Source organism: Pseudomonas sp. IAC-BECa141 (genome assembly GCF_020544405.1).
Classification (GTDB): Bacteria; Pseudomonadota; Gammaproteobacteria; order Pseudomonadales; family Pseudomonadaceae; genus Aquipseudomonas.
This window is the reverse complement of sequence record NZ_CP065410.1, coordinates 2,308,266-2,330,361: the sequence shown is the minus strand read 5'-3', so window position 1 is coordinate 2,330,361 and position 22,096 is coordinate 2,308,266. Positions and strand designations below refer to the sequence as shown.

Genomic DNA, 22,096 nt, shown 5'->3' with positions numbered 1-22,096 from the left:
GATCGATCCGTGTCGGCCAAGGATAGCGGATACAAGGAATGGATCTGAACTCTGCTTTGTCTGATCCGCCCTCATCGCGAGCAAGCTCGCTTCCACAGGAAACTGCATTCCAAATGTGGGAGCGAGCTTGCTCGCGATGAGGCCAGCCTGGACAACCCATAAATCACTGACCCACCGCCACACTCGTCGGCGCCTCACCCGGCGTCACGATGCTGCTCAGGTCGATGTGTTTCCACTCGGGTTTGGCCCCCAGCCGCGCGTTGAAGCGGTAGTTGAAGGTGAATTCATCCGCCGTCGCCACGCTCAGCGGTTTGCCGTACACCGCTTCGATTCCCGGCAGGTCGTAGCCCATCAACTGCAGCAGGGTCGGGAAGATGTTGTAGTGACTGGAACGGTCCTTGTTCGCCGCCAGTTGCGCCGACCAGTCGAGCGTCTGTAACTGATCGCCCTGGATCACCACCAGTGGCACCAGCCCTTCTTCTTCCACCGGATCGCCGCCGCAGTGGGTGTTGAGTCCCGGATTCCCCCGCTCGTGCAAATCCTGGCCGTGGTCGGAGGTGTAGATCAGCAGCGCGTTGTGCAGATTGGCCTGGGCAAATACCCGCGAGAAGAACTCGCCGACATTCCACAGCACGGTGTTCTTGTAGGCGTTGCGATACAGCACCCAGTCATCCGGCTGGCCGTTGAAACCGGTGCGTTCGCCGGTATCGGCGACTTCCGTGAACTGCCCGCGAGGCAAGGTCGGGCGGTAGGCCATAAAGGCGTCGGGGTATTTGTCGTGCACCGGGAAATGCGCGCCGACCTTGTTGATCAGCACCAGCTCCGGCTTGTCGTCGTTAAGCAGTTCGATCAGCTTGGCCGCGGCGGCCATGTCGCGGTCGCGCACGCTGGTCTGGTCAAATTGCACGAATTCGTCGATGTCCTTTTTCTCGGCGTCGTTCATCAGATTCTGCAGGTTGCCGCCGGTGCGCTGCGCGTCGATGTAGACCGTGCGCATACCGGCCTTTTTGGCGTACTGCCAGATCGACGGCAGTGTGCTGTTGATGCGCATGTAGTCGGCGCGGGTGCCGCCGTAGCGCAAGGTGATGTTGGTGTCGGCGCTGCAATTGGCGATGGACGCCGCGTAACCGTAATTAAAGATTTCGACGCCCGGACGGGCCTGCTTGAGGTTGCTGTGCACACCGAACGGCGCATTGATGTCCAGGTAATTGCCGGAAATGCTTTCGTCGATGATCAGCACGATGTCATGACCGACCGCCGGGCCATTGCGTGCCAGGGTCACCGGCTCACGCGGGCCGACGGTGTTGTGCAGCGCTTCGTAGCCGAACAGGTTCAGATAGGCCAGCGGCGTATACATGATCGGCAATCCGCGCGCGCCCTCGCCGGCCCGCACGAACAACACGGCGCTGAGCAGCAACACACCGCACACCGGCGCAGCGATCCGCAGGGCATTGGGTACCGCAATCGCGTGCCGTGGCTTGAGGCCGATCCCGAACAACAGCAACAACCCGTTGAGCAGCCCGTGGATGATCGCCCCCCGGTACTGATACGCCGCTTCCTGGATGAAGCCGCCGGAGTACACCAGCGAAACGAAACTGCTGTAGGTCAGGTAATCGGCGGTCACCCTTGTATACACATCGAAGAACACCGCCGAAACAAACATTGTCAATGCGAACAAATGCCGGATGAAAGTCTGACGTATATAGGCCGTTAGTAATAACGAAAACGTTAGCGTCAAAAACATCGCGCCAAAAAGAAGTACTGCCAACCCCATACCCATCGCATTTAAGCGGTCAAGGTAATATTCGAAATAAAGCAGCAGATAAATAATTAAAAGCAGTTCTTTCAGATATCGAAACATGGCAATTCCGGGCGCGTCCGACGAAGCATTGTCAAGGGATTGTCGGTCAAAATCTGACACTAGCACCGGGCCATCAAAGCGCAAGAAATGTCGGACATAATCAAAAAGCGTCAAAAAACTGTTGACTCAAATCTGACACACCCAAGTCGTTAAAACCCTTGAATTTCGCGGTCTACGACCGTTTATCGTTTTCTTCGAATTGTGAAAAACATGTCAAGGACGGGACAAATCCATCTACAGCAAGCACTTGATGGCCATTCGTCCCCAAATTTGGGGGTGTTATACACCTGCAACATGTCATTTTGCTGACACGCTTTTCCCACGCTGCGCTATACCCCTTTTGACAGTTCAATTTCGATCTTCCATCACCGTCTTACGAGGCACGCCAATATGGACGTGAGCGTATTTGGTACGGGCTATGTTGGCCTGATACAAGCAGCCGCACTTGCCGATGTCGGACATCGCGTATTGTGCGTCGATATTGACCCGAACAAAATTAAACAACTGCAACAGGCAGTACCGCCTATTAGCGAACCGGGTCTCTCGGCAACTTTGGAAGAAAACATCAAGGCCGGGCGTTTGTTATTCAGCACCCAGGCCAGCGATGCGGTGGAACATGCCGGACTGATCTTCATCGCCGTGGGCACGCCAGCCGACGAAGACGGTTCCGCCGACCTCAGCCACGTGCTCAACGTGGCACGGCAGATCGCAAGCTTCATGGAGGACGATCGCACGCTGATCATCAAATCCACGGTGCCGGTCGGCACGGCGGATCAGGTGCTGCACACCGCTGAAGAAGAACTGCAACGGCGCGGCAAAAGCGCTCTGGCGGTGCGAGTGGTGTCCAACCCCGAATTTCTCAAGGAAGGCAGTGCCCTCGCCGACTGCATGCGTCCGGACCGGATCATCGTCGGCACCCGCGACGATTTGGCCCGCGAGCAAATGAGCGAGCTGTACGCGCCGTTCTGCCGTAACCACGAAAAACTGATGTTCATGGACAACCGCAGCGCCGAGCTGACCAAGTACGCGGCCAACGCGATGCTCGCCACCCGCATCAGCTTCATGAACGAGCTGGCCAACCTCACCGAACTGCTCGGCGCCGATATCGAAGCGGTGCGCAAGGGCATCGGTTCCGACCCGCGCATCGGCTATCACTTCATCTACCCCGGCTGCGGTTTTGGCGGTTCGTGCTTTCCCAAGGACCTGCGCGCCCTGCTGCACACCGCCGAACACAACGGCATGCCGCTCAAACTGCTGCGCAGCGTCACCGACGTCAACGACAGCCAGCGGCACATCCTGTTCAGCAAGCTCAAGGCGCAATTCCCTCAAGGCCTGGCCGGCAAGTCGATCGCGATCTGGGGTTTGGCGTTCAAGCCGAACACCGATGACATGCGCGAAGCCCCCAGCCGTTATCTGATGGATGCGCTGTGGGCCGAAGGCGCCAGCGTGCAGGCCTACGATCCGGAAGCGATGTCCGAATGCCGGCGCATTTACGGTTACCGCAATGACCTGCACCTGTGCGCCACCCGCGACGACACCCTGGAAGACGCCGACGCACTGGTGATCTGCACCGAGTGGAAGAATTTCCGCGTGGTGGATTTCGAGCTGCTGGCCAGCAAGCTGCGCTCGAAAGTCATCATCGATGGGCGCAACCTCTACAACCCGGAACAAGTCGCAGCCGCCGGCCTGCACTACAGCGGCATCGGTCTGCGCCACATCGCGCCTGACGGGTTGCGGCCATGAAAATCCTCGTCACCGGTGCGGCCGGGTTCATTGGTGCTCATTGCGTACTGCGGCTGGTGCGCGACGGCCATCAGGTGATCGGCCTGGACAATTTCAACGGCTACTACGATCCGCAGCTCAAGCACGATCGGGTGGATTGGGTGCGCGAGCAGATCGGCGACTTTCAGCTCGCCATGATCGATCTGGCGGACGCGTCGGCTCTGCAAGCGTTGTTCGCAAGCGAACGGCCGCAAGTCGTGGTCCACCTCGCGGCGCAGGCCGGGGTGCGTTATTCGCTGGAAAATCCACGGGCCTATCTGGACAGCAACCTCGACGGTTTCCTGAACATCCTGGAGTGCTGCCGCCGGCACCCGGTCGAGCACCTGATCTACGCCTCGTCCAGTTCGGTATACGGCGCCAACCAGCACACGCCTTACTCGGTACAGGACGGCGTCAATCACCCGCTGTCGCTGTACGCCGCGACCAAGAAAGCCAATGAATTGATGGCCCACAGTTACAGCCATCTGTTCGGCATCGCCTGCACCGGGCTGCGGTTTTTCACGGTGTACGGGCCCTGGGGCCGGCCGGACATGTCGCCGATCCAGTTCGCCAGGGCAATCAGTGAAGGCTCGCCGCTGAAGCTGTTCAACTACGGCGAGCATCAGCGTGATTTCACCTACATCGACGACATCATCGAAAGCATCGCACGCCTGATCGAGCGCGCGCCCCGGGCCAATCCCGAGTGGAACCGCGAACAGCCCGACCCGGCCAGCAGCATGGCCCCGTGGCGCCTGTTCAACATCGGCGGCCAGCACCCGGTCGAGCTGAAGACCTACCTCGCCCTGCTGGAAAAGCACCTCGGCCAGAAAGCCGTGGTCGAGCTGCTGCCGCTGCAACCGGGCGACGTGCTCAACACCTGCGCCGAGGCCGGCGATCTGGCCCAGGCCACCGGGTTTCAGCCCCGGATCGAGCTGGATGAGGGACTGGGGCGGTTCATCGCCTGGTTCCGCGATTACTACCCCACTGCCTATCGCCCACGCGCCGCACGCGGCTGACCATCAGCGGAGGACTCCATGACTGGACATGAAAAAGGTGTACCGATCCAACATCTGGTGCGTGACAAACGCATGGATCCGGAACAGCGAATGCGCCTCGACGCGGCGATCCATCGTCAGGGCCAGGGCTGGGTGACCGGTCGCGAAGGTGGCCGGCCGTGGCAACTGTCGCGCACCAACCGGGTGGTGGCCTGCCTCGGCGCACTGATGATTCTGCTGCTGATTTCGCCGCTGCTGATCGGTCTGGCGCTGGCCATCAAGTTCACCAGCAAAGGCCCGGTGATGTTCGTGCAGAAACGCACCGGCTACCGCGGCCGCAAGTTCGGCATGTACAAGTTCCGGACCATGGTCGCCAACGCCGAAGAGCTCAAGGAGTCGCTGCGCCATCTGAACAAGCACGGTGCCGACGCCATCGATTTCAAGATCGACAAGGACCCGCGCATCACCGGGATCGGCGGTTTCCTGCGGCGTACCAGCCTCGATGAATTGCCCAACCTGATCAATGTAGTGACCGGCGACATGCGCCTGGTCGGCCCTCGCCCGACCTCGTTCAACGCCTACCGCTACAAGGACAGTCACCTCGCTCGTCTGGCGATCTACCCCGGCATGACCGGCCTGTGGCAGATCTCCGGACGCAGCAACATCGACTTCGACCAGCGCGTTGAGTTGGACCTCAGCTATATCGCCGAGCAGAGCCTTTTGCTTGATCTGAAGATTCTGTTGAAAACCCCCTTCAAAGTATTCAGCGGCCACGGAGCAAGCTAATGGACGGTTCAACCAACAAAAGCCTGAGCATTGCCAGCCCCAGCGAGTCGAACCTGACTTCGACCGTGCTGGACCTGGATCTGCGGATCCTGTTCCTGACCGCCGCCAACCCCGGCGCCGGCACCACCACCAGCGCGCTGGCACTGGCCAGTCAACTGGCGCAAATGAGCAGCGGCCAGGTGCTGTACGTCGACGCCAGCCAGTCGGTGAGCAACCTGACCCAGCAACTGAACCTGAGCAAGGAGCGCGGCCTGCGTGACCTGCTGTTCAATCCGGATAATCCGCCGCTGTTGCAGGACTGCGTGGTGCAGGTGTCGAGTCTGCCGTTCCACGTGCTGCCCAACGGCCGGCCGATCCGCACCATGGAACACCTGACCGCCGAGCGCCTGAGCCCGTTGCTCGATCAACTGGGCAGCCAGTACCGCTTTGTGGTGATCGACGGCGACGCGGTGTATTCGGCTGCCGACACGCTGGTCATCAGCACCCAGGTCGACGGCGTGGTGTTCGTGGTACGGGCCGAAGACACCCGCTGGGAAGTCGCGCAAGCGGCGGTGCAGCGGTTGACCCAGGCCGGGGCGAAAGTGGTCGGCAGCGTGTTCAACCGGCGCAAGTACTACATGCCCAAATGGCTGTACAAAAACCTGTAAGCAACCGCGAGGGATGACGCCATGAACGCCAAGATACTGGTTCTGCTGATGCTGCCGCTTGCAGGTTGCTCAAGCACTTCCGAAACCCAGAACATGCCGGTGAATATTCTCACCGCCACCCCGGCCAACGCCCAGGCCACCGACATGCCCAAGGTCGAACAGACCCTGCGCCCGCAAGACGTGCTGGACGTGATCTTCCACATCAGCACCAGCGGCTCGGACGCCTACCGCGTGCAGTCGGGTGACCAGATCGGCCTGAACTTCACCGCCGCCAGTCAGCTCAACGGCAACCAGTTGGTGCTGCCGGACGGCACCATCGAACTGCCGGGCGCCAACACTTCGGTGAAAATCGCCGGGCTGACCAGCGACGAAGCGCGCCAGGAAATCCAGCGCGCCTACCAACGCAAACAGCTGTTCCAGCCCAACCGCAATCAGTTGACGGTGCAGATCATCAGCCCGCTGACCAACGAGCAGAATCTGAAAAACGCCCTCAACCACCCGGCCACCGGCATGAGCCGCGAGATCACCGTCGGCACCGACGGTTACGCGAGCTTCCCGGAAATCGGCGCGGTGCCGCTGCAAGGCATGACCGTCAACCAGCTCGAAACCTTCCTCAACAAGAAGTACGCGCAACTGCCGGGCCGGATGACCGTGGACGTGCTGCTCAAGTCCACCGCCGGCAACGAGATCTACGTGCTGGGCGAAGTCGGTCAGCCGGGCTCCTACCCGATCCGCCGGCCAGTGTCGGTGCTTGAGGCGCTGACCCTGGCGCGCGGCACCAACGTCAAGGCGCGGCTCGATTCGGTGGTGATCATGCGGCGCAACGGCAATCAGGTGCAGGCCGTGCGTTATGACGTCGAGAAAGCGTTGTCGGGCGAGGCGCCGCAAATCGCCTACCTGCAACCGGACGACATGCTGTACGTGCCGAAAACCAAACTGGCCAGCGCCGGCGAACTCGCCCGGCAACTGGCCGACGTGGTGCTGTTCCAGGGCGTGGGCTTCAGCTTCGGCTACCGCGTCGACAACAAAGACAGCAACAACAACTGACTCTCAGGTGACCGACCATGAATCCAAAGGAAAACTACCTGCATGAGTTCTTCAGGATCTTCTTCGCCAACAAGCAACTGGTGAAGCGCGTCTTCCTGATCTTTGCAGTGATCGCCCTGGTGCTGCCGCTGCTGCTCAAACAGAGCTTCGATATCACCGCCCAGGTGATCGTGCAGTCAAAAAAACTCTCCCAGGGCGACGCCACCACGTCGCTGACGGTGGACAACGCCACCTTCATCCCGCCGTCGCTGGCGGACATGGAAACCGAGAGCAATATCCTGCGCTCGCCGGCGCTGATCCGTCAGACCATCAGCGAGCTGCGCGACAAGGGCGAATACACTCCGTCGCCGGGCCTGTTCAGCAAATTGGTGGGCGAACCGTTCAAGCGCTTCATCAGCTCGCCGTTGCGCCAGTACGTGATCAACCCGGTGCGCAACACCCTCGGGCTTGAAACCGATCCGGTGCGCGACACCGCGCTCGATGCGCTGACCCAGCAAGCCATCGACAGCCTGAAAATCGAGACCCTGCCCGGCTCCAACGTGATCTCGATCATCTACAGCTTCCCCGACCCGCATCAAGGCACGACTTTCGTCGCTGCCCTGTTGCAGAACTACCTGGTGAGCCGTCAGGCGCTGCAATCGATCGATCTGCCGCAGTCCTTCTACGAAACCAAGAAGCATCTGTATCAGGTGCGCCTCGATGGTCTGGAGGGCAATCGCCAGGCGCTGCTGGAAAGTGTCGGCGCGTCGGATCCGAAGGAGGAAATCACCTTCCGCCTCAACGCGATCAACACCGAGGAGCAGGCGCTGAACCTGTACCGCGACCGCCTGCTGCAGAGCCAGCGCTGGCTCGAGTACCTGAAGACCGCGCTGGCCGCCGCCAGCAACAGCAAACTCAACGACTACACCTTCCCCTACACCTTCACCACCACCGTCGACAACGTGGCGTTCGAGGACCGGGAAATCAAACAGATGGGCGAGCAATTGACCACCCAGGTCAGCCGCTACATGAACGATCTGGCGGTGTTCCAGCCCGGCAGCGAACCGATGCTGCTGACCCGCGAACAGATTGCCCGCACCCGTCAGCAGTTCCTCAAAGTGGTGAGTAACCGCATCCAGGAACGCACCAACGACCTGGCGGTGGTCCAGCAAGTGATCGATCAGAAAACCGCGCGCATCGCCGACTTCAAGGCGCGTATCCATGAGTTGCAGCAGACCCAGAGCAAGCTGCGGCAGATGGACACTGAAATCGATGCCCTGCACGCCGCGTTCTCGACCTACGCCCAGCGCTTTGCCGAAAGCAGCACCACCCGCTCGCTGAGCGACGACTTGTCCAACGCCCGGGTGTTGAGCCCACCGTTCGAGCCGACCGAAGCAGCGTTTCCCAAACCGATGCTGATCATTCCGTTCGGTTTGTTCACCGGCCTGTTGCTGGCGATTGCACTGGTCTACGTGCGTGAGTTCTTCGACCACCGCTTCAAACACCCGGCGCAAATCAGCCACGAACTGGGCCTGCCGGTGCTGCTGGTGATCAACGACCAGAACGCGCAGCCGAGCAATCCGCACAAGAACTGGACCGTGCCAAGCTTCGTGCACTGGGTGCGCAATTGAACACGCCCGCCACCCGAACGCCGCCCTGCCGATCGTGCATTTGCTCAGCAGCGGCGGGTTCTACGGGGCCGAGCGGATGTTGCTCGATCATTGCCTGGCGACGCCGGGGCAGCACCAGGTGCTGTTCCTCGATGCGCCGCCGGAACTGATCGCGCGCTTTCGCGAAGCCGGCGTCGATGCACAAGGCTGCGCAGGGCTCGCTGCCCTGCTGCGGCACTTGCGTCAGCGGCGCGGTGAACGTCCGTTGATCAACACTCACAATTTCAAAGGCCTGTTGTTCGGCTGGGTCGGCGCCACGCTGTTGCGCCTGCCACTGGTGATCACTCAACACGGCTTCACCCCGCGCAGCCGCAAGCAAAAGTTCTACACCTGGCTGAGCCTGCAACTGTGCCGCACGGCGTCGGTGGATCGGGTGGTGTGCGTCGCCGAAAGCATCGCGCAGTTGCACCGTCAGGCCAGCGTGCGCGCGGAGAAGTTGCAGGTGATTCCTAACGGTCTGCCGGCAGCCGCCGCGTTGCTTTCCGAAGCGCCCCGGCAACGCTGGCTCGCCGGTTACGTCGGGCGTCTGAGCAGTGAAAAAGGCCCGGATCTGTTTCTCGACGCGCTGATTCCGCTGTGTCACCAACACCCGCAACTCGATGCGGTGATGCTCGGCGACGGCCCGGAACGCGAAGACTTGCAGGCGCGAATCGACGCCGCCGGGTTGCAACAGCGCATCCGCTTGCCGGGTTATCAGACCGACATGCGGCATTGGTGGCAGCAACTCGATGCGCTGGTGATCAGCTCGCGCACCGAAGGCACGCCGATGATTCTGCTGGAAGCGATGCAGGCCGGGGTGCCGGTGGTGGCATTCGGCGTCGGCGGAATTCCCGACGTGCTGGAGAACCGCCACAACGGTTTGCTCGCTGCCCCGACCGATAGCGCCGCCCTCGCCCGCCAGCTCGACACGTTGCTGTCCGAGCCAGGCCTGGCGCGGCAACTGCGCGACAACGCAAAACGCACGCAACAGGACCGCTACGACCTCAAGGCCCTGGCCGAACGCTGGTCGCAGCTGTACATCCGCACGGCACGGGAGGCACGCGCATGATTTTCCCGCTCTCGATCGTCAGTCTGCTGGGCCTGGTCTGCATCGCTCTGCTGGCCAGCCCCTGGCCCTATCTCGCGCCGGGCGCCGTGCTCGGTCTGGTGGGGTTCGCGGTGTTGTACCGCAAACCGACCTGGGGCCTGCTCGGCATTGCCGCCCTGGTACCGTTCGAGGGTTTCTTCAAGGACAGCTCACTGTCCGGCAGCAAACTGATCGGCGCTTCGCTGGCGGTGATCCTGATGCTGCAACTGGCGATGCACCAGATTCCCTCGGATCGTCTGCGCAGCAATATCTGGCGCTTTCTGATCGCCTTCATGACCCTGTACTTTCTGAGCCTGCTCGACACCGATGACATGGGCATGTCGCTCGGCCACCTGCGGGAAATCAGCGTCGGCCTGATCCTGTTTGTCATCACCCTGCTGATCGGCCGCGAGCTGAATCTTGACCTGTTCGCCCGGCTGGTGACCCTGGCCGTCAGCATGACCTGCGCCATGGCCATGTTCTCCACCAAATTCCAGGATCAGGGCCGCGCCGCCGGCCTGCTCGAAGACCCCAACGCCTTCGCCCTGCTGATTGCGTTTGCCATTCCATTGGGGCTGCTGCTGGTGATCCGCAGCCCGAACTTGCTGCATCGGCTGTTCTGGGGCGGTTGCTGCCTGCTGCTGCTCGGCGGCATGACCAAGACCGAATCGCGCTCCGGGCTGGTGGTGCTGGCCTTGAGTCTGGTGATCGGTTGCTGGCACTACCGCGCACAACTGACGCGCATTCGTCCCCGTCACCTGGGCTTTGCCATGCTCGGCGCGGCGATCGTGATTCCGCTGGCGATCTACGCGATGCCCGCCGGTTACATCGCGCGCATCCAGTCCCTCAGCGTGTTGAGCGCCGGCGCCAAGGGGCACAACGATGAATCCCTCGGTCGCCGTGCCTCATACATCGTGGTCGGCGGCCAGATGATGCGCGAGAACCCGCTGCTCGGTTCCGGCCCCGGCACCTTCCCCCTGCACTACGCCACCACCGGCTATGCCAAGGCGTTTTCCGCCAACCGCAAGATCGGCGATCTGTACCGTCGGGCGCACAACACCTACCTGGAAATCTTCAGTGAACTGGGGGTTCCCGCCGGTCTGATGTTCGTCGGCATGCTCGCGCTGGGCCTGTACAACCTGATGCGGGCACGCAAGGAATGGATGCAGCGGCGCAACTGGCAACAGGCGGATCTGATGACCCACCTCGGGGTGAGTTTCCTGTCGCTGACGCTGTTCCTGATGTTCCTCAGCGCGCCGAACCAGAAATACCTGTGGATCATGCTTGCGCTGACCAGCGTCCTGCGCCTGAAAGCCGAGCAGGCGCCGATGACGGAGGCCAAAGCATGAGCCGGATCAGTATTGTCATCCCGATGTTCAACGAGGCGCGGCACATTGGTCGCACCCTGCTGGCCGCGCAGAAAGCCGCCCACGCCGCCGATGTCGAATGCGAGCTGATCGTGGTCGACAACGGCTCCAGCGACGACGGCCCGCAGATCGCCCGGCAGTTCGGCGCCCAGGTGCTGGTGATGCCGGGACTGCTGATCGGCGCGTTGCGCAATCGCGGCACGGCCATTGCCACCGGGGAATGGCTGGCGTTCATCGACGCCGATATCGAGATGCCGGAAGACTGGCTGCGGCCGTTGTTCGACATCGAAGCCAGCGGCCAGGCCGACGTCTTCGGTCTCGATCTGCACACGCCCGCCGCCGCGCCGTGGTACGCCACCGCGTGGCAACGCCGTACCTTGCGCCCGACCACGCACACCAGCCATGTCGTCGACTGGCTGCCCAGTGCCAACCTGCTGCTGCGCCGGCGCTGGTTCGACAAGGTCGGCGGTTTCAATGAAAACCTGCGCACCGGCGAAGACAAGGAATTCACCCTGCGCCTGCACGAACACGGCGCGCGGCTGCTGTCGATCAATGAAAACGTCGCGCTGCACTGGGGCTATGAAATGAACTGGCGCGAATGGATGGGCAAGGAACTGTGGCGTCAGGGCAGTCATCTGCAATTGCTCCGTACCCACGGTTTCAGCCTGCGCCTGCTGCGGTTTCCGATGCTGTCGATCCTGGTCTGGATTCTCGATTTTCTGGCGATATCCGCCCTGCTCGACGGTTTCCCCCATCACGCCGCGGTCATGGTGATGCTGACGCTGCTTCCGGGGCTGTTACTCAGCGTGCGCCAGAGCCACCGGCAACATGACCTCGGTTTCACCCTGCAACTGTGGGGCCTGCACTGGATGCGCCTGCACCTGGCGGGCGCCGCGTTCATTCTCAGTCTGTGTCATTGGAACGCCAGGAGGCCTGCCCGTGGCTGAATTCATTTTCTGGATGTGCCTGCTGCTGCCGGTGTACGCCTATGTCGGCTATCCACTGCTGCTGACGCTGCTCGCTCCGCTGTTCCCGGCGTGGCGCCACAGCCCGGCACCGCCGCTGAACATCAGCATCGTCATCGCCGCCCACAACGAGGCGCGGCACATCGAACACAAGCTGCGCTCGCTGCTGTCGCAGGACTATCAGCCGGCCTCCCTGCAAATCATTCTGGCCAGCGACGGATCCACCGACGACACGGTGGCCTGCGCGCACAAAGTCGTCGACCCGCGAATCACCGTGCTCGACCTGCCCCGCCAGGGCAAGGCTGCCACGCTGAATGCCGGTACAGCGCTGGCCACGGGCGACATTCTGGTGTTCACCGACGCCGACAACCAATGGTCGCGGGAAACCCTCGGCTACCTGCTGGCGCCCCTGAGCGATCCGCAAGTCGGCGCTTGCGCCGGGCACATGGTGATCCCGGTTACCGGTGGCGGCTTGAGCGTCGGTGACAGCCTGTACCGGCATTACGAGGGCTGGTTGCGCCGGGTAGAGAATCGCACCGGTTGCATGGTCTCCGCCGACGGCGCCCTGCTCGCCCTGCGCCGCGAACTGTTCGAGAACGTACCGGCGGAGGTCAACGACGATTTCTTCATCAGCACCTGCGCGCCGGTGAAATTCAAACGCATCGTCTACGTGCCCGAAGCGCAAGTGATCGACCACGGCGTGGATGAAGCCGACAAGCAGTTTCGCCGTCGCCAGCGGGTTACTGTCGGTGGCCTGCAAAGCCTGGCGCAACGCAGTGAACTGCTCAATCCGTTCAAGCATGGGCTGTATTCGATTGCGTTGATCAGCCACAAGTTGATCCGCCGCCTGGCGCCGATCCTGTTGCTGCCACTGCTTCTGAGCAATTTATGGCTGTGGGAAGAGCACGGTTTCTATCGCCTCTGCCTGATCGCGCAACTGGTCGGCTACGCCATCGCGATTGCCGGCCTGCTGGATTCGCAACACCGCTTGCCCAAACCGTTTCGCCTTGCGGCATTCCTGCTGGTGACACTGGCGGGCATGAGTATCGGCCTGTGGCAGTTCCTGCGCGGCCAGCGTTATGCCCAGTGGAACCCTGACCAAAACCGTTGAGAGGGACAGCGCCATGGCGATCAAACAACTGATTAAACGCACCAGCGGCTGGCTCTATCTCAACTCGTCCGTGGGACGAAACCAGTTGCACGGCGCCGGCGTGATCCTGATGTTGCACCGGGTGCTGTCCAACGACCGCGCCGCCGACCTGCCGCACCGCAACGAACTGTGCGTCGGGCCCAAGGCCTTCGAACATTTGCTGGTGTGGCTGCGCAGGCATTTCGATTGCGTGCCGCTGATGGAGATCCTGCAGCCCAACGCCTTGCGCACCGAGCGTCCGCAAGTGGCGCTGACCTTCGACGACGGCTGGCGCGACAACGCCGCCAACGCCTTCGCGCTGCTGCAGAAACATCAGGTGCCGGCGAGCATTTTTCTCTCCACCGATTTCATCGGCAGCCGTCAGCGTTTCTGGTGGGAAAGCATCGGCGAAACCCTGTGGGGCAGCCATGGCGAAAAAGCCCGCACGCACCTGATCGAATGCCTGCGATCGATCGGCCAGCCGTTGCCAGTACTGCTGGACGACATCGACGTGGATCGGCGCAGTCTGACTTTGTTGCATTACCTGCAAGGGCTTAAGGCACTTGACCCGATGATGCTCGAACACCTGACCGACCAGTGCCCGCAAGAGTCGCAACCCCAGGCGCTGGACTGGCATCAGGTGCGTTTGATGGAGGCTTCAGGCCTGGTGCGTTTCGGCCCCCACGGCGCCAGTCACGCCATCCTCACCGGCCTTGACGATGTGCGCCTAGGCGAAGAAATCAGTCGCAGCCGCGATGCCCTGCTCAATGGCTGCAACCGGCCATTGCCGGTGTATTGCTACCCCAACGGTGACAACGACGCACGGGTTCGCGAACAGATTGCCAGTCACGATTACCCGTTCGCGCTCGGCACCGGCAGCGGCATTTATCGTGGCAACAGTGATCCGCTGAACCTGCCGCGCTTCGGCGTCAGCCAGCGCACCGCGCGCAATCCGGAACTGCTGTCGTGGCGGATCTATCGCGGGGCGCGGCCATGAGTCGAGGCAATTACCTCAAGCACCTGGCGCTGAGCATGGGCACCAAACTGGCGATGATCAGCCTGCGTCTGCTGAGGAATGTGCTGCTGGCGCGGATCCTCGGCCCCAGCGAACGGGGCCTGTTCGCCCTGCTCAGCACCCTGCCCGATCTGATCAGCGCGGCCACCAGCGGCGGTCTTAATTCGGCGGTCGGTTATCAGGCGGCCAAGCAACGGCCGATGGGGTTGCTGCTGGCTCAGGTGCTGGTGTTCGGCTGCTTGCTCGCCGGTTTGTTGACCTTGCTGGTGGTGGCGCTGGTGCGCGAGTTCGGCAGTGAACTGGACGTGACCATGCAACTCGGTCTGCTGGCGTGGCTGTTGCTGTTGGCGGTGCCGTTGACCGTACTCAAAAGCGGCTTGCTGACCTTGCACAATGCGTCCGGCGGGGTGGTCGCGTTCAATGCCTTGCGCCTGGTGGAATCGTTGGCGCCGCTGCTGCTGTTTCTCGCGCTGTTCTGGATGTGGAAAGAAGCGGCGCTTGAAGCGGCGCTGATCAGTTGGCTGGCCGGCATCAGTCTGGTGGTACTGGTCGGCTGGCTGTGGCTCAAACGCGCGCAGCCGTTGCAGTTGCAATGGGACCGCGCCAGCCAGAACGAACTGCTGCGCTTCAGTGCGCGCAGCCATCCCGATCTGCTGTTCCAGCAGGTGATCCTGCGTTCCGATTACCTGTTCATCGGCGCCCTGCTCGGCAGCACCGCCCTCGGGCATTACGCGATGGCCAGCGCCGCCGCCGAGTTGCTGCTGATCGTCCCGGAAGCGGTGACCACGCCGCTGATGAAACGCCTGCTGCAACAGGACGAAGGCATGGACAAGGTCACCCCGCTGGCCCTGCGCCTGACCGCCACGGTGATGCTCGGCGCCTGCCTGACCATGGCCGTGATCGGCGAATGGCTGATCGTCACCCTGTTCGGCGTCGCCTACCAACCGGCGTATCCGGCACTGCTGGCGTTGCTGCCGGGGCTGCTGGGCCTGTGCTACGCGAGCATCCTGCGCCTGGACCTGATCGGCAAGAATCGCCCCGGCACGGTGTCGTTGATGATGGGGATTGGCGCGCTGCTCAACCTTGCGCTGAATCTTTTGCTGATTCCGGCCTACGGCATCGTCGGCGCGGCGGCGGCTTCGTCGATTGCCTATCTGGCGGTGACCGTGGCGATGCTGGTGTTGTACTGCCGGTTGAGCGGCGTGGCGTTCTGGCAAACCCTGATCATTCTGCCTAACGACCTCACGCCGATGTGGCTGATGTTGCAGCGTCGCTTTTTACAGCGAAAATCGGCATGAAAGGCCTGGCCCTGCTGCTCGGTCTCGGTCTGTCACTGGACGCCTTCGCGGCGTCGATGCGCTGGGGCGACATTCGCGACGGCAGCCTGTACCTGCAAGCCGATCGCCCCGATACGGTAACCGTGCGCTGGGCGCCGGCGTGGCAGGCGCAGGCCAACGAAGAGCACATTTACCTGCTCGACGGCCGGGGCCAATTGCAGGGCGACCGCTTCATAAAAGCCAGCGAAACCCGTGGCAGTCAGAGCTGGCCATTGGCGCCGGGCGCCGCGAGTTATCAGCTGGAAATCCCCGGCTACAGCTTCCGCATATACCGGGTCGAACACGACGAAAACACCGTGGCGCTGTTCGCCCCGGCCAAGGTGCATTTCAGTGCGCAAACCCGTAACGGCGATGAACTGTATTTCAAGGTCGCTGCGGGTGAGCACGCGATATTGGCGGGCAAGTTCCACGGCGGTGTCAGCGGCCTGCAAGCGCAGCGAATCGGCGATGGACAACAGCTGTCATTGGCACTCAAACCCTATCGCGCCTATTGGCAGTTCGATCAGGTGGCGTTGCCGGTCAGCGAACGCGAACAGGTCTGGCGCCTGCGTCTGCAAGGCAGTGGCAAAGCGGCGTTCTGGCTCGATGGCACGGCCAATCTGTTTGCACAGACCCCGCAACAGCTCAAACCGCTGCGCGAAGACGACGGCCAGACGCGCCTGACCCTGCACGACAAAGTCCTCGGCCGCACCCCGGATCTGGGCATCGCCCTGCCCTACGTGATGCCGCCGCCGGCCAGTCATCCGCTGCTCGATGCGCTGAAACCGACAGCCGCCAGTTACTACAGTTTTGTCGACGTGACGGCGAAAAATCCGCACTTCGAAGATGCGTTTCGCCAGGTCTATCAGGATCGTTTCGGCATTCGTCAGGACATCACCTTGCTCGCCGGCAGCCAACGTCAGGCCGATCTGCGCGCCGACGTGCAAAGCAACAGCGGCCTCGACGCCTGGCTCGCCGGCACCCGTGCGCTGGGCGGTAAAGGCACCCACTACATCGGGTTCGCCGACGAGCCCAACCTGAATTATTCGAGTTACGAGCAATACCGTTCGATCTTCACCAGCATGGCCCGGCAAGTGCGCAGCGATCCGGCCAATGCCCAGGCCGGTGTGCGTATTGCGATGCCGGCCAGTTCGCGATTGGTCAACGGGCCGTTCGCTGACAACGCGGCGAACAAGCGTGGCATCGACTGGGCGCGGCGCCTGCTGAGTGAGTCCGCCGATCAGGTCGATGCGCTGGCCTGGCACGAGTGGATGATTCGCGACCTGCTCGCCACCCGCGTCTACCGCGACAGCGTGCGCCGGGCGGCGGATCTGGTCGGCCTCGACGCCAAGGGTCAGCCACGCAAAGCCTTGTTGCTGGACCAGACCAATCTGTCCAGCGGCTCAAGCCTGAGCCCCTACGATCAGGAAACCCATTTCACCTCGCTGTGGTGGGCCTCGGTGGTGATCAACGCCTCTCAGGACGGTTTGCTGACCCTGCTCAACTGGTTCCAGGCCGCCGATGAGCCGCAATACCCCAAAGGCATGTTGCGGGTGCTGGGCGATGACCGCTTCGAATTGAAACCGGTGGGCCTGGCCCAGCAGTTCATTCAGCAGCACTGGCTGCACAACGTGCTGTGGCTGGAGAACGATGCGTTCGAAGTCGATGTGCTGGCGATGTCTAGCGACGATCAGCGCGGACTGCTCGGCGTGAACAAAGGCACGCGTTTGCAGCGTGTCGATCTGGCGGGTGCCAAATGCCCGTTGAACAACGGCGCGCTGCGTTATTTCGGCGCCGACAACCGCAGTCGCGACGCACCTTTTCGCTGTCAGGACGGTCGCGTGCGCTTCGAGCTGCCCGGGCAGACCCTGTTTGCCCTGAGCTGGAGCGCCTCATGACCGCCCTGTTGATGTCCGGCCGCGCTGGCCCCTGGCCGCGCGATGACTCGCCATCAGGAGCAACGACCATGAATGTTCTGCAAAAAGTCAGCGATCACATCAAACGCAAAGGCCTGCGGGCCACCATGGCCAAGGTGTGGAAGCACTACGTCTTTTCTCATCAGGAACTGCTGTGGATGGAGCGCGATCTGGTCAGTCCGGTGCCGCCCCACAGCCTCAAGCCCTACCCGCCGCTGCGGGTGGTGAAAATTACCCCGGACAACGTCAGCGCCTTCGCCCGCCACTTCGGCGACCGCGTCGGCACCATGGCTGAACTGGCCCGGGAACATCACACCGGGCACATGCATCTGGACGATCAGGGCCATGCGGTGGCCTTCATCTGGGGCACCGCCCGGGACTATTTCGACCGCCACTATTACGGCTGCCTGTTCCCGGTGAAACCCGGTGAATTCTTCGAGTTCGGCGGCGAACTGGCCCGCTCGTATTGGGGCACCGAACTGTCGGTGGACCTGCAACTGCAACTGTGGAAAGCCATGGCCGCCCAGGGCTGCGACAAGGTTGTGGACGTCTGCGAGTTCCACAACATTCCGGCGCTCAAGCTGCACCTGCGCATGGGCTATACCGAACAGGGCCGGATCATGAATGTGTATGAGTTGTTCGGTCGCTGGCGCTTCTATCGCGAAACCCGCTACAGCGGATCGCGTCTGGACGCGCTGCGCAAACCTTCCCGTCCACCTGTCACAGCAACGGCGACCTGAGCCTATGGCGCGATTCGAATGGCGCACCTCGTTGTGCGCACCTGACTTCCCGACGGCGGCTCATGAAGCGCTGCGCCTGCGGGTGACGGATCACACGCCGTTCAACAGCCTCGACTGGCTGCGTGCGGCAGAGCAGGCGCTCGACGCGCACGAGCGGCTGCATGTATTGCTGGGCTGGGAAGCGGACGAATTGCGCTTGTGCCTGCCGCTGGTGGCGAGCCATGAACGGTTTTTCGGTTTGCCGTTTCGGGTGGTGCACCACCTGGGTTATCCGCTGGCCGATCGCCTGGCGTTGTTATCACGGCTGAATGCCGAAGACATGCGCCAGGCCTTGCGGCTGATTCGCCAGCGAGTGCCCCACGCCCTGTTGCAACTCAACGAAATCGCCGAGCCGGTCGGCGCCGAAAGCCTGCTCACCGAATGGATGGCCCACAGCTCCACCGGCGAACGTCGCTTGAGCTGCCGGGTGCCGGTGCACCTGATCAGCGACGCCGATCGCCAGGAAGTCTCGGGCGACCCGCGCTATAAGCTGCGCCGGGCGCGCAAACGGATTGCCGCGTGCGGCGCCGAAGTCCGGCGGATCATTCCTGACGCGACCAGCATGGGCCCGTTGCTGCAGGCCATCAGTGAAGTCGAAGCGGTCAGTTGGAAAGGCGACGAAGGCGTCGGAATCTTTGCCAGCGAGCGCAGCCGCCGCTGCATGGAAAACGCCTTCACCGCCCTCGCCGCTTCGGATCGGGTCCGCGTGGTGATGCTGGAGTTGGACGGACGTTGCATCAGCTATCGGCTCGGCCTGTTCGAACAGGGCCGGCTCTACGACTACAACCTCGCCTTCCTGCCGCAATACGCCGATCTGGGCAGCGGCCGGGTGTTGCTGGAGGAATGGATACGCTGGGGGCTGGACGACAATTGGCGCTGGATCGATGCCTCGCGGGTCAGCCTGGAAAACTCCAGCCATCAACTGCACGAACGCATGACCGGGCAACTGGAACACTGGCGCTGGAGCTTCTATTCGTGGCGCCCGAGCGGTCTGTTGCTCGGGCTGGGGCTGCGCGTCTGGCACCGGCTCAAGCCTGCGTTGCAACAATGGCGGGCGAAGCGTGCGGCGGCCAAAGCGGCGGCCATTGCGACAGCAGTGATCAACCCGACCAAGGAGGGCAAACATGCCTCGCCAAGTCATAGTCAACGCTGACGATTTCGGCCTGAGCCCGAACGAAAACGCGGTGATTCTCGGTGCATTCCAGGCCGGGGTCATCAGTTCCGCCACCGCCATGGCCAACATGCCGGCGTTCGAAGCGGCCTGCGCCTTGGCCCGGCTGCCGCTGCTGGAAGGCCGGATCGGCCTGCACTTCAATCTGACCTACGGCCGACCCTTGAGCCGGGCGATTCTCGAACGTCGCACTTTCTGCGACAGCCACGGCGTGTTCGACCTCAACCTGCCTCGCCACAGCTTGTGGCTGAGCCGGGAAGATCGCGAGGCGGTGCAGGAAGAATTGCAGGCGCAGTGGCAGCGCTGCGTCGATCACGGGGTGCGTCCCAGCCACCTCGATTCACATCAGCACGTGCACAACATCTGGCCGATCGGCGAGATCGTCGCGCGCTTCGCCGCCCATCAAGGGGTGCCGGTGCGCCTGGCGCGCAACCTGGGGCAAAACCTCAGCCTGCCCAAACGCGTGTTCAAGGGGTTGCTCAACCGTCGGTTGCAAGGTCTGGCCGGGGTTACGGCGGATTACGTCTGCACACCGGTGGACCTGCGCAACGCGCCCGCGCCGACCGACGGTGTGCTGGAAATAGTCGCCCATCCAAACCAGCTCGGGGCGGACTTCGGTGATGCCTATTTGCAACCCGGAGAGTCTCTGAGCCTTGTGCTAGAGCAGCGGCTGGCGGGCGTTCCACGGGTTTCCTATGCCGACTTGAACAGGGATTTCCTACGCGGTGCCGCGGCACTCTGAACGGTTACATAACTTGCAATAAATTCAAAGCTGGCGCTTTGACATGAACTGGCAAGGCTTGATCTATACCCACAAAAGCGACATCCACAACACCCGGGCTTCGGCCACGGAGGGCATCATGAGCGTCATTCAAAAGCTGCGCGAACGTATCAAGCAAAAAGGCCTGAGCCGCACCTTCGGCACGTTGTGGAAACGCTACGTGTTCTTCCATTGGGAACTGTTGTGGATGGAGCGCGACCTGGTCAGCCCGGTACCGCCGCACAAGCTGCGCCCCTACGACGGCCTGCGCAAAGTCGACATCACCGCCGAGAATGCCGGCGCGTTCGCCAAACACTTCGGTGACCGCGTGCAGACCATGGCCGAACTGGCCAACGAGGGCCACACCGGGCACATGTACCTGGACGCCGACGGCCATGCGGTGGCGTTCATCTGGGGCAGCATTCGCGACTACCACGACCGCCACTATTACGGCTGCACCTTCCCGGTCAAACCCGGCGAGTTCTTCGAATTCGGCGGCGAAATGACCCGCGCCTACTTCGGCAGCAGCCTGTCAGTGGACGTCCAGGTCGCCCTCTGGGAGGCCATGGCCGCTCAGGGCTGCCACAAAGTGGTGGATGTCTGCGAAACCCACAACATCCCGGCGCTGAAACTGCACATCCGCATGGGCTACCACGAACAGGGCCGCGTCACCCACGTCTATTGCCTGTTCGGCAAATGGCGGTTCTTCCGCGAAACCCGCTACGCCGGCTCACGCCTGGACCCGCTGCGCAAACCGGGACGGCCGGTGGTGACGGCGGCTGCGCAGGCTTGATCCAGTTTTGAGATTTGCGGCGTTCTCTCTATCGCTTTCGCGAGCAAGCTCGCTCCCACAGTAATTCTCGGTGAACTACATATTTGTGTACGCCGCAAACACTGTGGGAGCGAGCTTGCTCGCGAAGGGGCTCGTAAGCTCAACACACCGGTTCGCCAGAACTTCAGCTTTTAATGACTACCAACGTAAAACACATCGGCATCTGCGCCTCGCGGTTCTGGTACTGGTCATACACGTCTTCCCGGTTCGAGTGCGGGTATTCCTTGAAGTGCGTGATGTTCAGGCCGGCCTCGATGGCGGCGGTGAAGATTGCGCCGAGGCTGTGCACGAACCAGTAGGACTTCGCCGCCGGCTGTTCGACCTTGCCGACGTAGACGATCGGTTTTTCCAGCACGAAAGGTTCTTGGCGGAAATACGAGGTGGCGAGGCGAAACGGGTCTTCGGCCTCGGGGTCGACCATTTCCAGGAACGGGTGGGTTTCGTAGATCACCAGCCGTCCGCCCGGCTTGAGGGTCGAGGCGACGTGGCGGAAGAATTCGCCGATGTCGGGCATCCAGCCAAAGACGCCGATGGTGATCAGCGCGACGTCGAAACGGGCGCGCAGCGCTTCAGGCAAATGATGAATATCGGCTTCGATGAATTCGGCATTGTGCGGCGAACGCTTGTTCAGTTCGCGGGCCTGTTCGAGAAACGCGCTCGACTGATCGATACCGACCACGCTCCGTGCGCCGAGGGCGAAGAGTGACAGGCTCTCGCGGCCGTTGTTGCAACACAGCTGAACGACGTCTTTGCCATCGACACCGACCTGCTCGAGCAAGCCGCGAAGGGTGTCGTCGAGGCAGGAAAAGTCAGCCTGCGTGACTTCGGTCAGCAAGGCCTGCCAGTCGGGCGAATCCTGATGATGACGGGCGGAATCATTCCACGCCTGACGATTGCTCTCGACGGCATTTTTATTGTTTGGCACTTCCATGGCGCACTCCGGGCGATGCTCACAATCGAGCGGCCCGAGTCTAGTTCAGCCTCGCGCTACAGGTTGTTGCGAACTTGTAAGCCGACAACACTTGCACCAACGC

At 62.1% G+C, this 22,096-nt stretch carries 19 protein-coding genes; 17 read left to right on the top strand and 2 right to left on the bottom strand.

The genetic code is table 11. The annotated features are described in order from the left end of the window. Positions 1 to 163: 163 nt before the first annotated feature. On the bottom strand, positions 164 to 1,861 hold the full coding sequence (locus tag I5961_RS10555; protein ID WP_085704886.1) for a sulfatase-like hydrolase/transferase: 1,698 nt from the start codon (positions 1,859 to 1,861) through the stop codon (positions 164 to 166). 390 nt (positions 1,862 to 2,251) lie between these two features. On the opposite strand from I5961_RS10555, the gene I5961_RS10550 reads away from it, so the two are divergent. From I5961_RS10550 to I5961_RS10470, 17 genes are all read left to right on the top strand, one after another. Further along, on the top strand, positions 2,252 to 3,604 hold the full coding sequence (locus I5961_RS10550; RefSeq protein ID WP_085698623.1) for a UDP-glucose dehydrogenase family protein: 1,353 nt from the start codon (positions 2,252 to 2,254) through the stop codon (positions 3,602 to 3,604). Further along, positions 3,601 to 4,638: an NAD-dependent epimerase gene (locus tag I5961_RS10545; RefSeq protein ID WP_085698622.1), complete on the top strand. Its 1,038-nt coding sequence runs from the start codon at positions 3,601 to 3,603 to the stop codon at positions 4,636 to 4,638. The genes I5961_RS10550 and I5961_RS10545 overlap by 4 nt, the downstream gene beginning before the upstream one ends. 18 nt (positions 4,639 to 4,656) lie before the next feature. Then, positions 4,657 to 5,403, top strand: coding sequence for a sugar transferase (locus I5961_RS10540; RefSeq protein ID WP_085698621.1), 747 nt, complete (start codon positions 4,657 to 4,659; stop codon positions 5,401 to 5,403). Continuing rightward, a complete protein-coding gene (locus I5961_RS10535) occupies positions 5,403 to 6,050 on the top strand; it encodes a CpsD/CapB family tyrosine-protein kinase (RefSeq protein WP_227235149.1) in 648 nt (215 codons plus the stop codon). The genes I5961_RS10540 and I5961_RS10535 overlap by 1 nt, the downstream gene beginning before the upstream one ends. Before the next feature lie 21 nt (positions 6,051 to 6,071). After that, a complete protein-coding gene (locus tag I5961_RS10530) occupies positions 6,072 to 7,097 on the top strand; it encodes a polysaccharide biosynthesis/export family protein (RefSeq protein WP_085698619.1) in 1,026 nt (341 codons plus the stop codon). Positions 7,098 to 7,114: 17 nt separating this feature from the next. Then, positions 7,115 to 8,707: a GumC family protein gene (locus tag I5961_RS10525; protein WP_227235147.1), complete on the top strand. Its 1,593-nt coding sequence runs from the start codon at positions 7,115 to 7,117 to the stop codon at positions 8,705 to 8,707. Positions 8,708 to 8,783: 76 nt separating this feature from the next. Continuing rightward, positions 8,784 to 9,794, top strand: coding sequence for a glycosyltransferase family 4 protein (locus I5961_RS10520; RefSeq protein WP_413541596.1), 1,011 nt, complete (start codon positions 8,784 to 8,786; stop codon positions 9,792 to 9,794). Continuing rightward, the gene (locus I5961_RS10515; protein WP_085704880.1) at positions 9,791 to 11,161 is read left to right on the top strand and encodes an O-antigen ligase family protein; all 1,371 of its coding nucleotides are present in this window, start codon (positions 9,791 to 9,793) and stop codon (positions 11,159 to 11,161) included. Before I5961_RS10520 ends, I5961_RS10515 begins: the two co-directional genes overlap by 4 nt. After that, complete coding sequence (locus I5961_RS10510; RefSeq protein WP_085698615.1) at positions 11,158 to 12,126, top strand: glycosyltransferase; 969 nt, start codon at positions 11,158 to 11,160, stop codon at positions 12,124 to 12,126. The genes I5961_RS10515 and I5961_RS10510 overlap by 4 nt, the downstream gene beginning before the upstream one ends. Beyond that, positions 12,119 to 13,255, top strand: a complete 1,137-nt coding sequence (locus tag I5961_RS10505) for a glycosyltransferase (protein WP_085704877.1) — start codon at positions 12,119 to 12,121, stop codon at positions 13,253 to 13,255. The genes I5961_RS10510 and I5961_RS10505 overlap by 8 nt, the downstream gene beginning before the upstream one ends. 13 nt (positions 13,256 to 13,268) lie before the next feature. After that, positions 13,269 to 14,270, top strand: coding sequence for a polysaccharide deacetylase family protein (locus tag I5961_RS10500; protein ID WP_227235146.1), 1,002 nt, complete (start codon positions 13,269 to 13,271; stop codon positions 14,268 to 14,270). Further along, positions 14,267 to 15,586, top strand: a complete 1,320-nt coding sequence (locus I5961_RS10495) for a lipopolysaccharide biosynthesis protein (protein WP_227235144.1) — start codon at positions 14,267 to 14,269, stop codon at positions 15,584 to 15,586. The genes I5961_RS10500 and I5961_RS10495 overlap by 4 nt, the downstream gene beginning before the upstream one ends. Beyond that, positions 15,583 to 17,502, top strand: coding sequence for a hypothetical protein (locus I5961_RS10490; RefSeq protein WP_227235143.1), 1,920 nt, complete (start codon positions 15,583 to 15,585; stop codon positions 17,500 to 17,502). The genes I5961_RS10495 and I5961_RS10490 overlap by 4 nt, the downstream gene beginning before the upstream one ends. Positions 17,503 to 17,570: 68 nt before the next feature. Next, positions 17,571 to 18,260 carry a GNAT family N-acetyltransferase gene (locus I5961_RS10485; protein WP_085698906.1) on the top strand — a complete coding sequence of 230 codons (690 nt, stop codon included), beginning with the start codon at positions 17,571 to 17,573 and terminating at the stop codon, positions 18,258 to 18,260. A 4-nt stretch (positions 18,261 to 18,264) separates the two neighbouring features. After that, on the top strand, positions 18,265 to 19,452 hold the full coding sequence (locus I5961_RS10480) for a GNAT family N-acetyltransferase (RefSeq protein ID WP_227235142.1): 1,188 nt from the start codon (positions 18,265 to 18,267) through the stop codon (positions 19,450 to 19,452). Then, entirely contained in the window at positions 19,424 to 20,212 is a 789-nt protein-coding gene (locus tag I5961_RS10475; RefSeq protein ID WP_085704867.1) for a ChbG/HpnK family deacetylase, read from the top strand. Before I5961_RS10480 ends, I5961_RS10475 begins: the two co-directional genes overlap by 29 nt. 118 nt (positions 20,213 to 20,330) lie before the next feature. Then, complete coding sequence (locus tag I5961_RS10470) at positions 20,331 to 21,023, top strand: GNAT family N-acetyltransferase (protein ID WP_085698904.1); 693 nt, start codon at positions 20,331 to 20,333, stop codon at positions 21,021 to 21,023. A 163-nt stretch (positions 21,024 to 21,186) separates the two neighbouring features. On the opposite strand, the gene I5961_RS10465 is transcribed toward I5961_RS10470, so the two are convergent. Then, on the bottom strand, positions 21,187 to 21,993 hold the full coding sequence (locus I5961_RS10465) for a class I SAM-dependent methyltransferase (protein ID WP_227235140.1): 807 nt from the start codon (positions 21,991 to 21,993) through the stop codon (positions 21,187 to 21,189). Positions 21,994 to 22,096 lie beyond the last annotated feature (103 nt).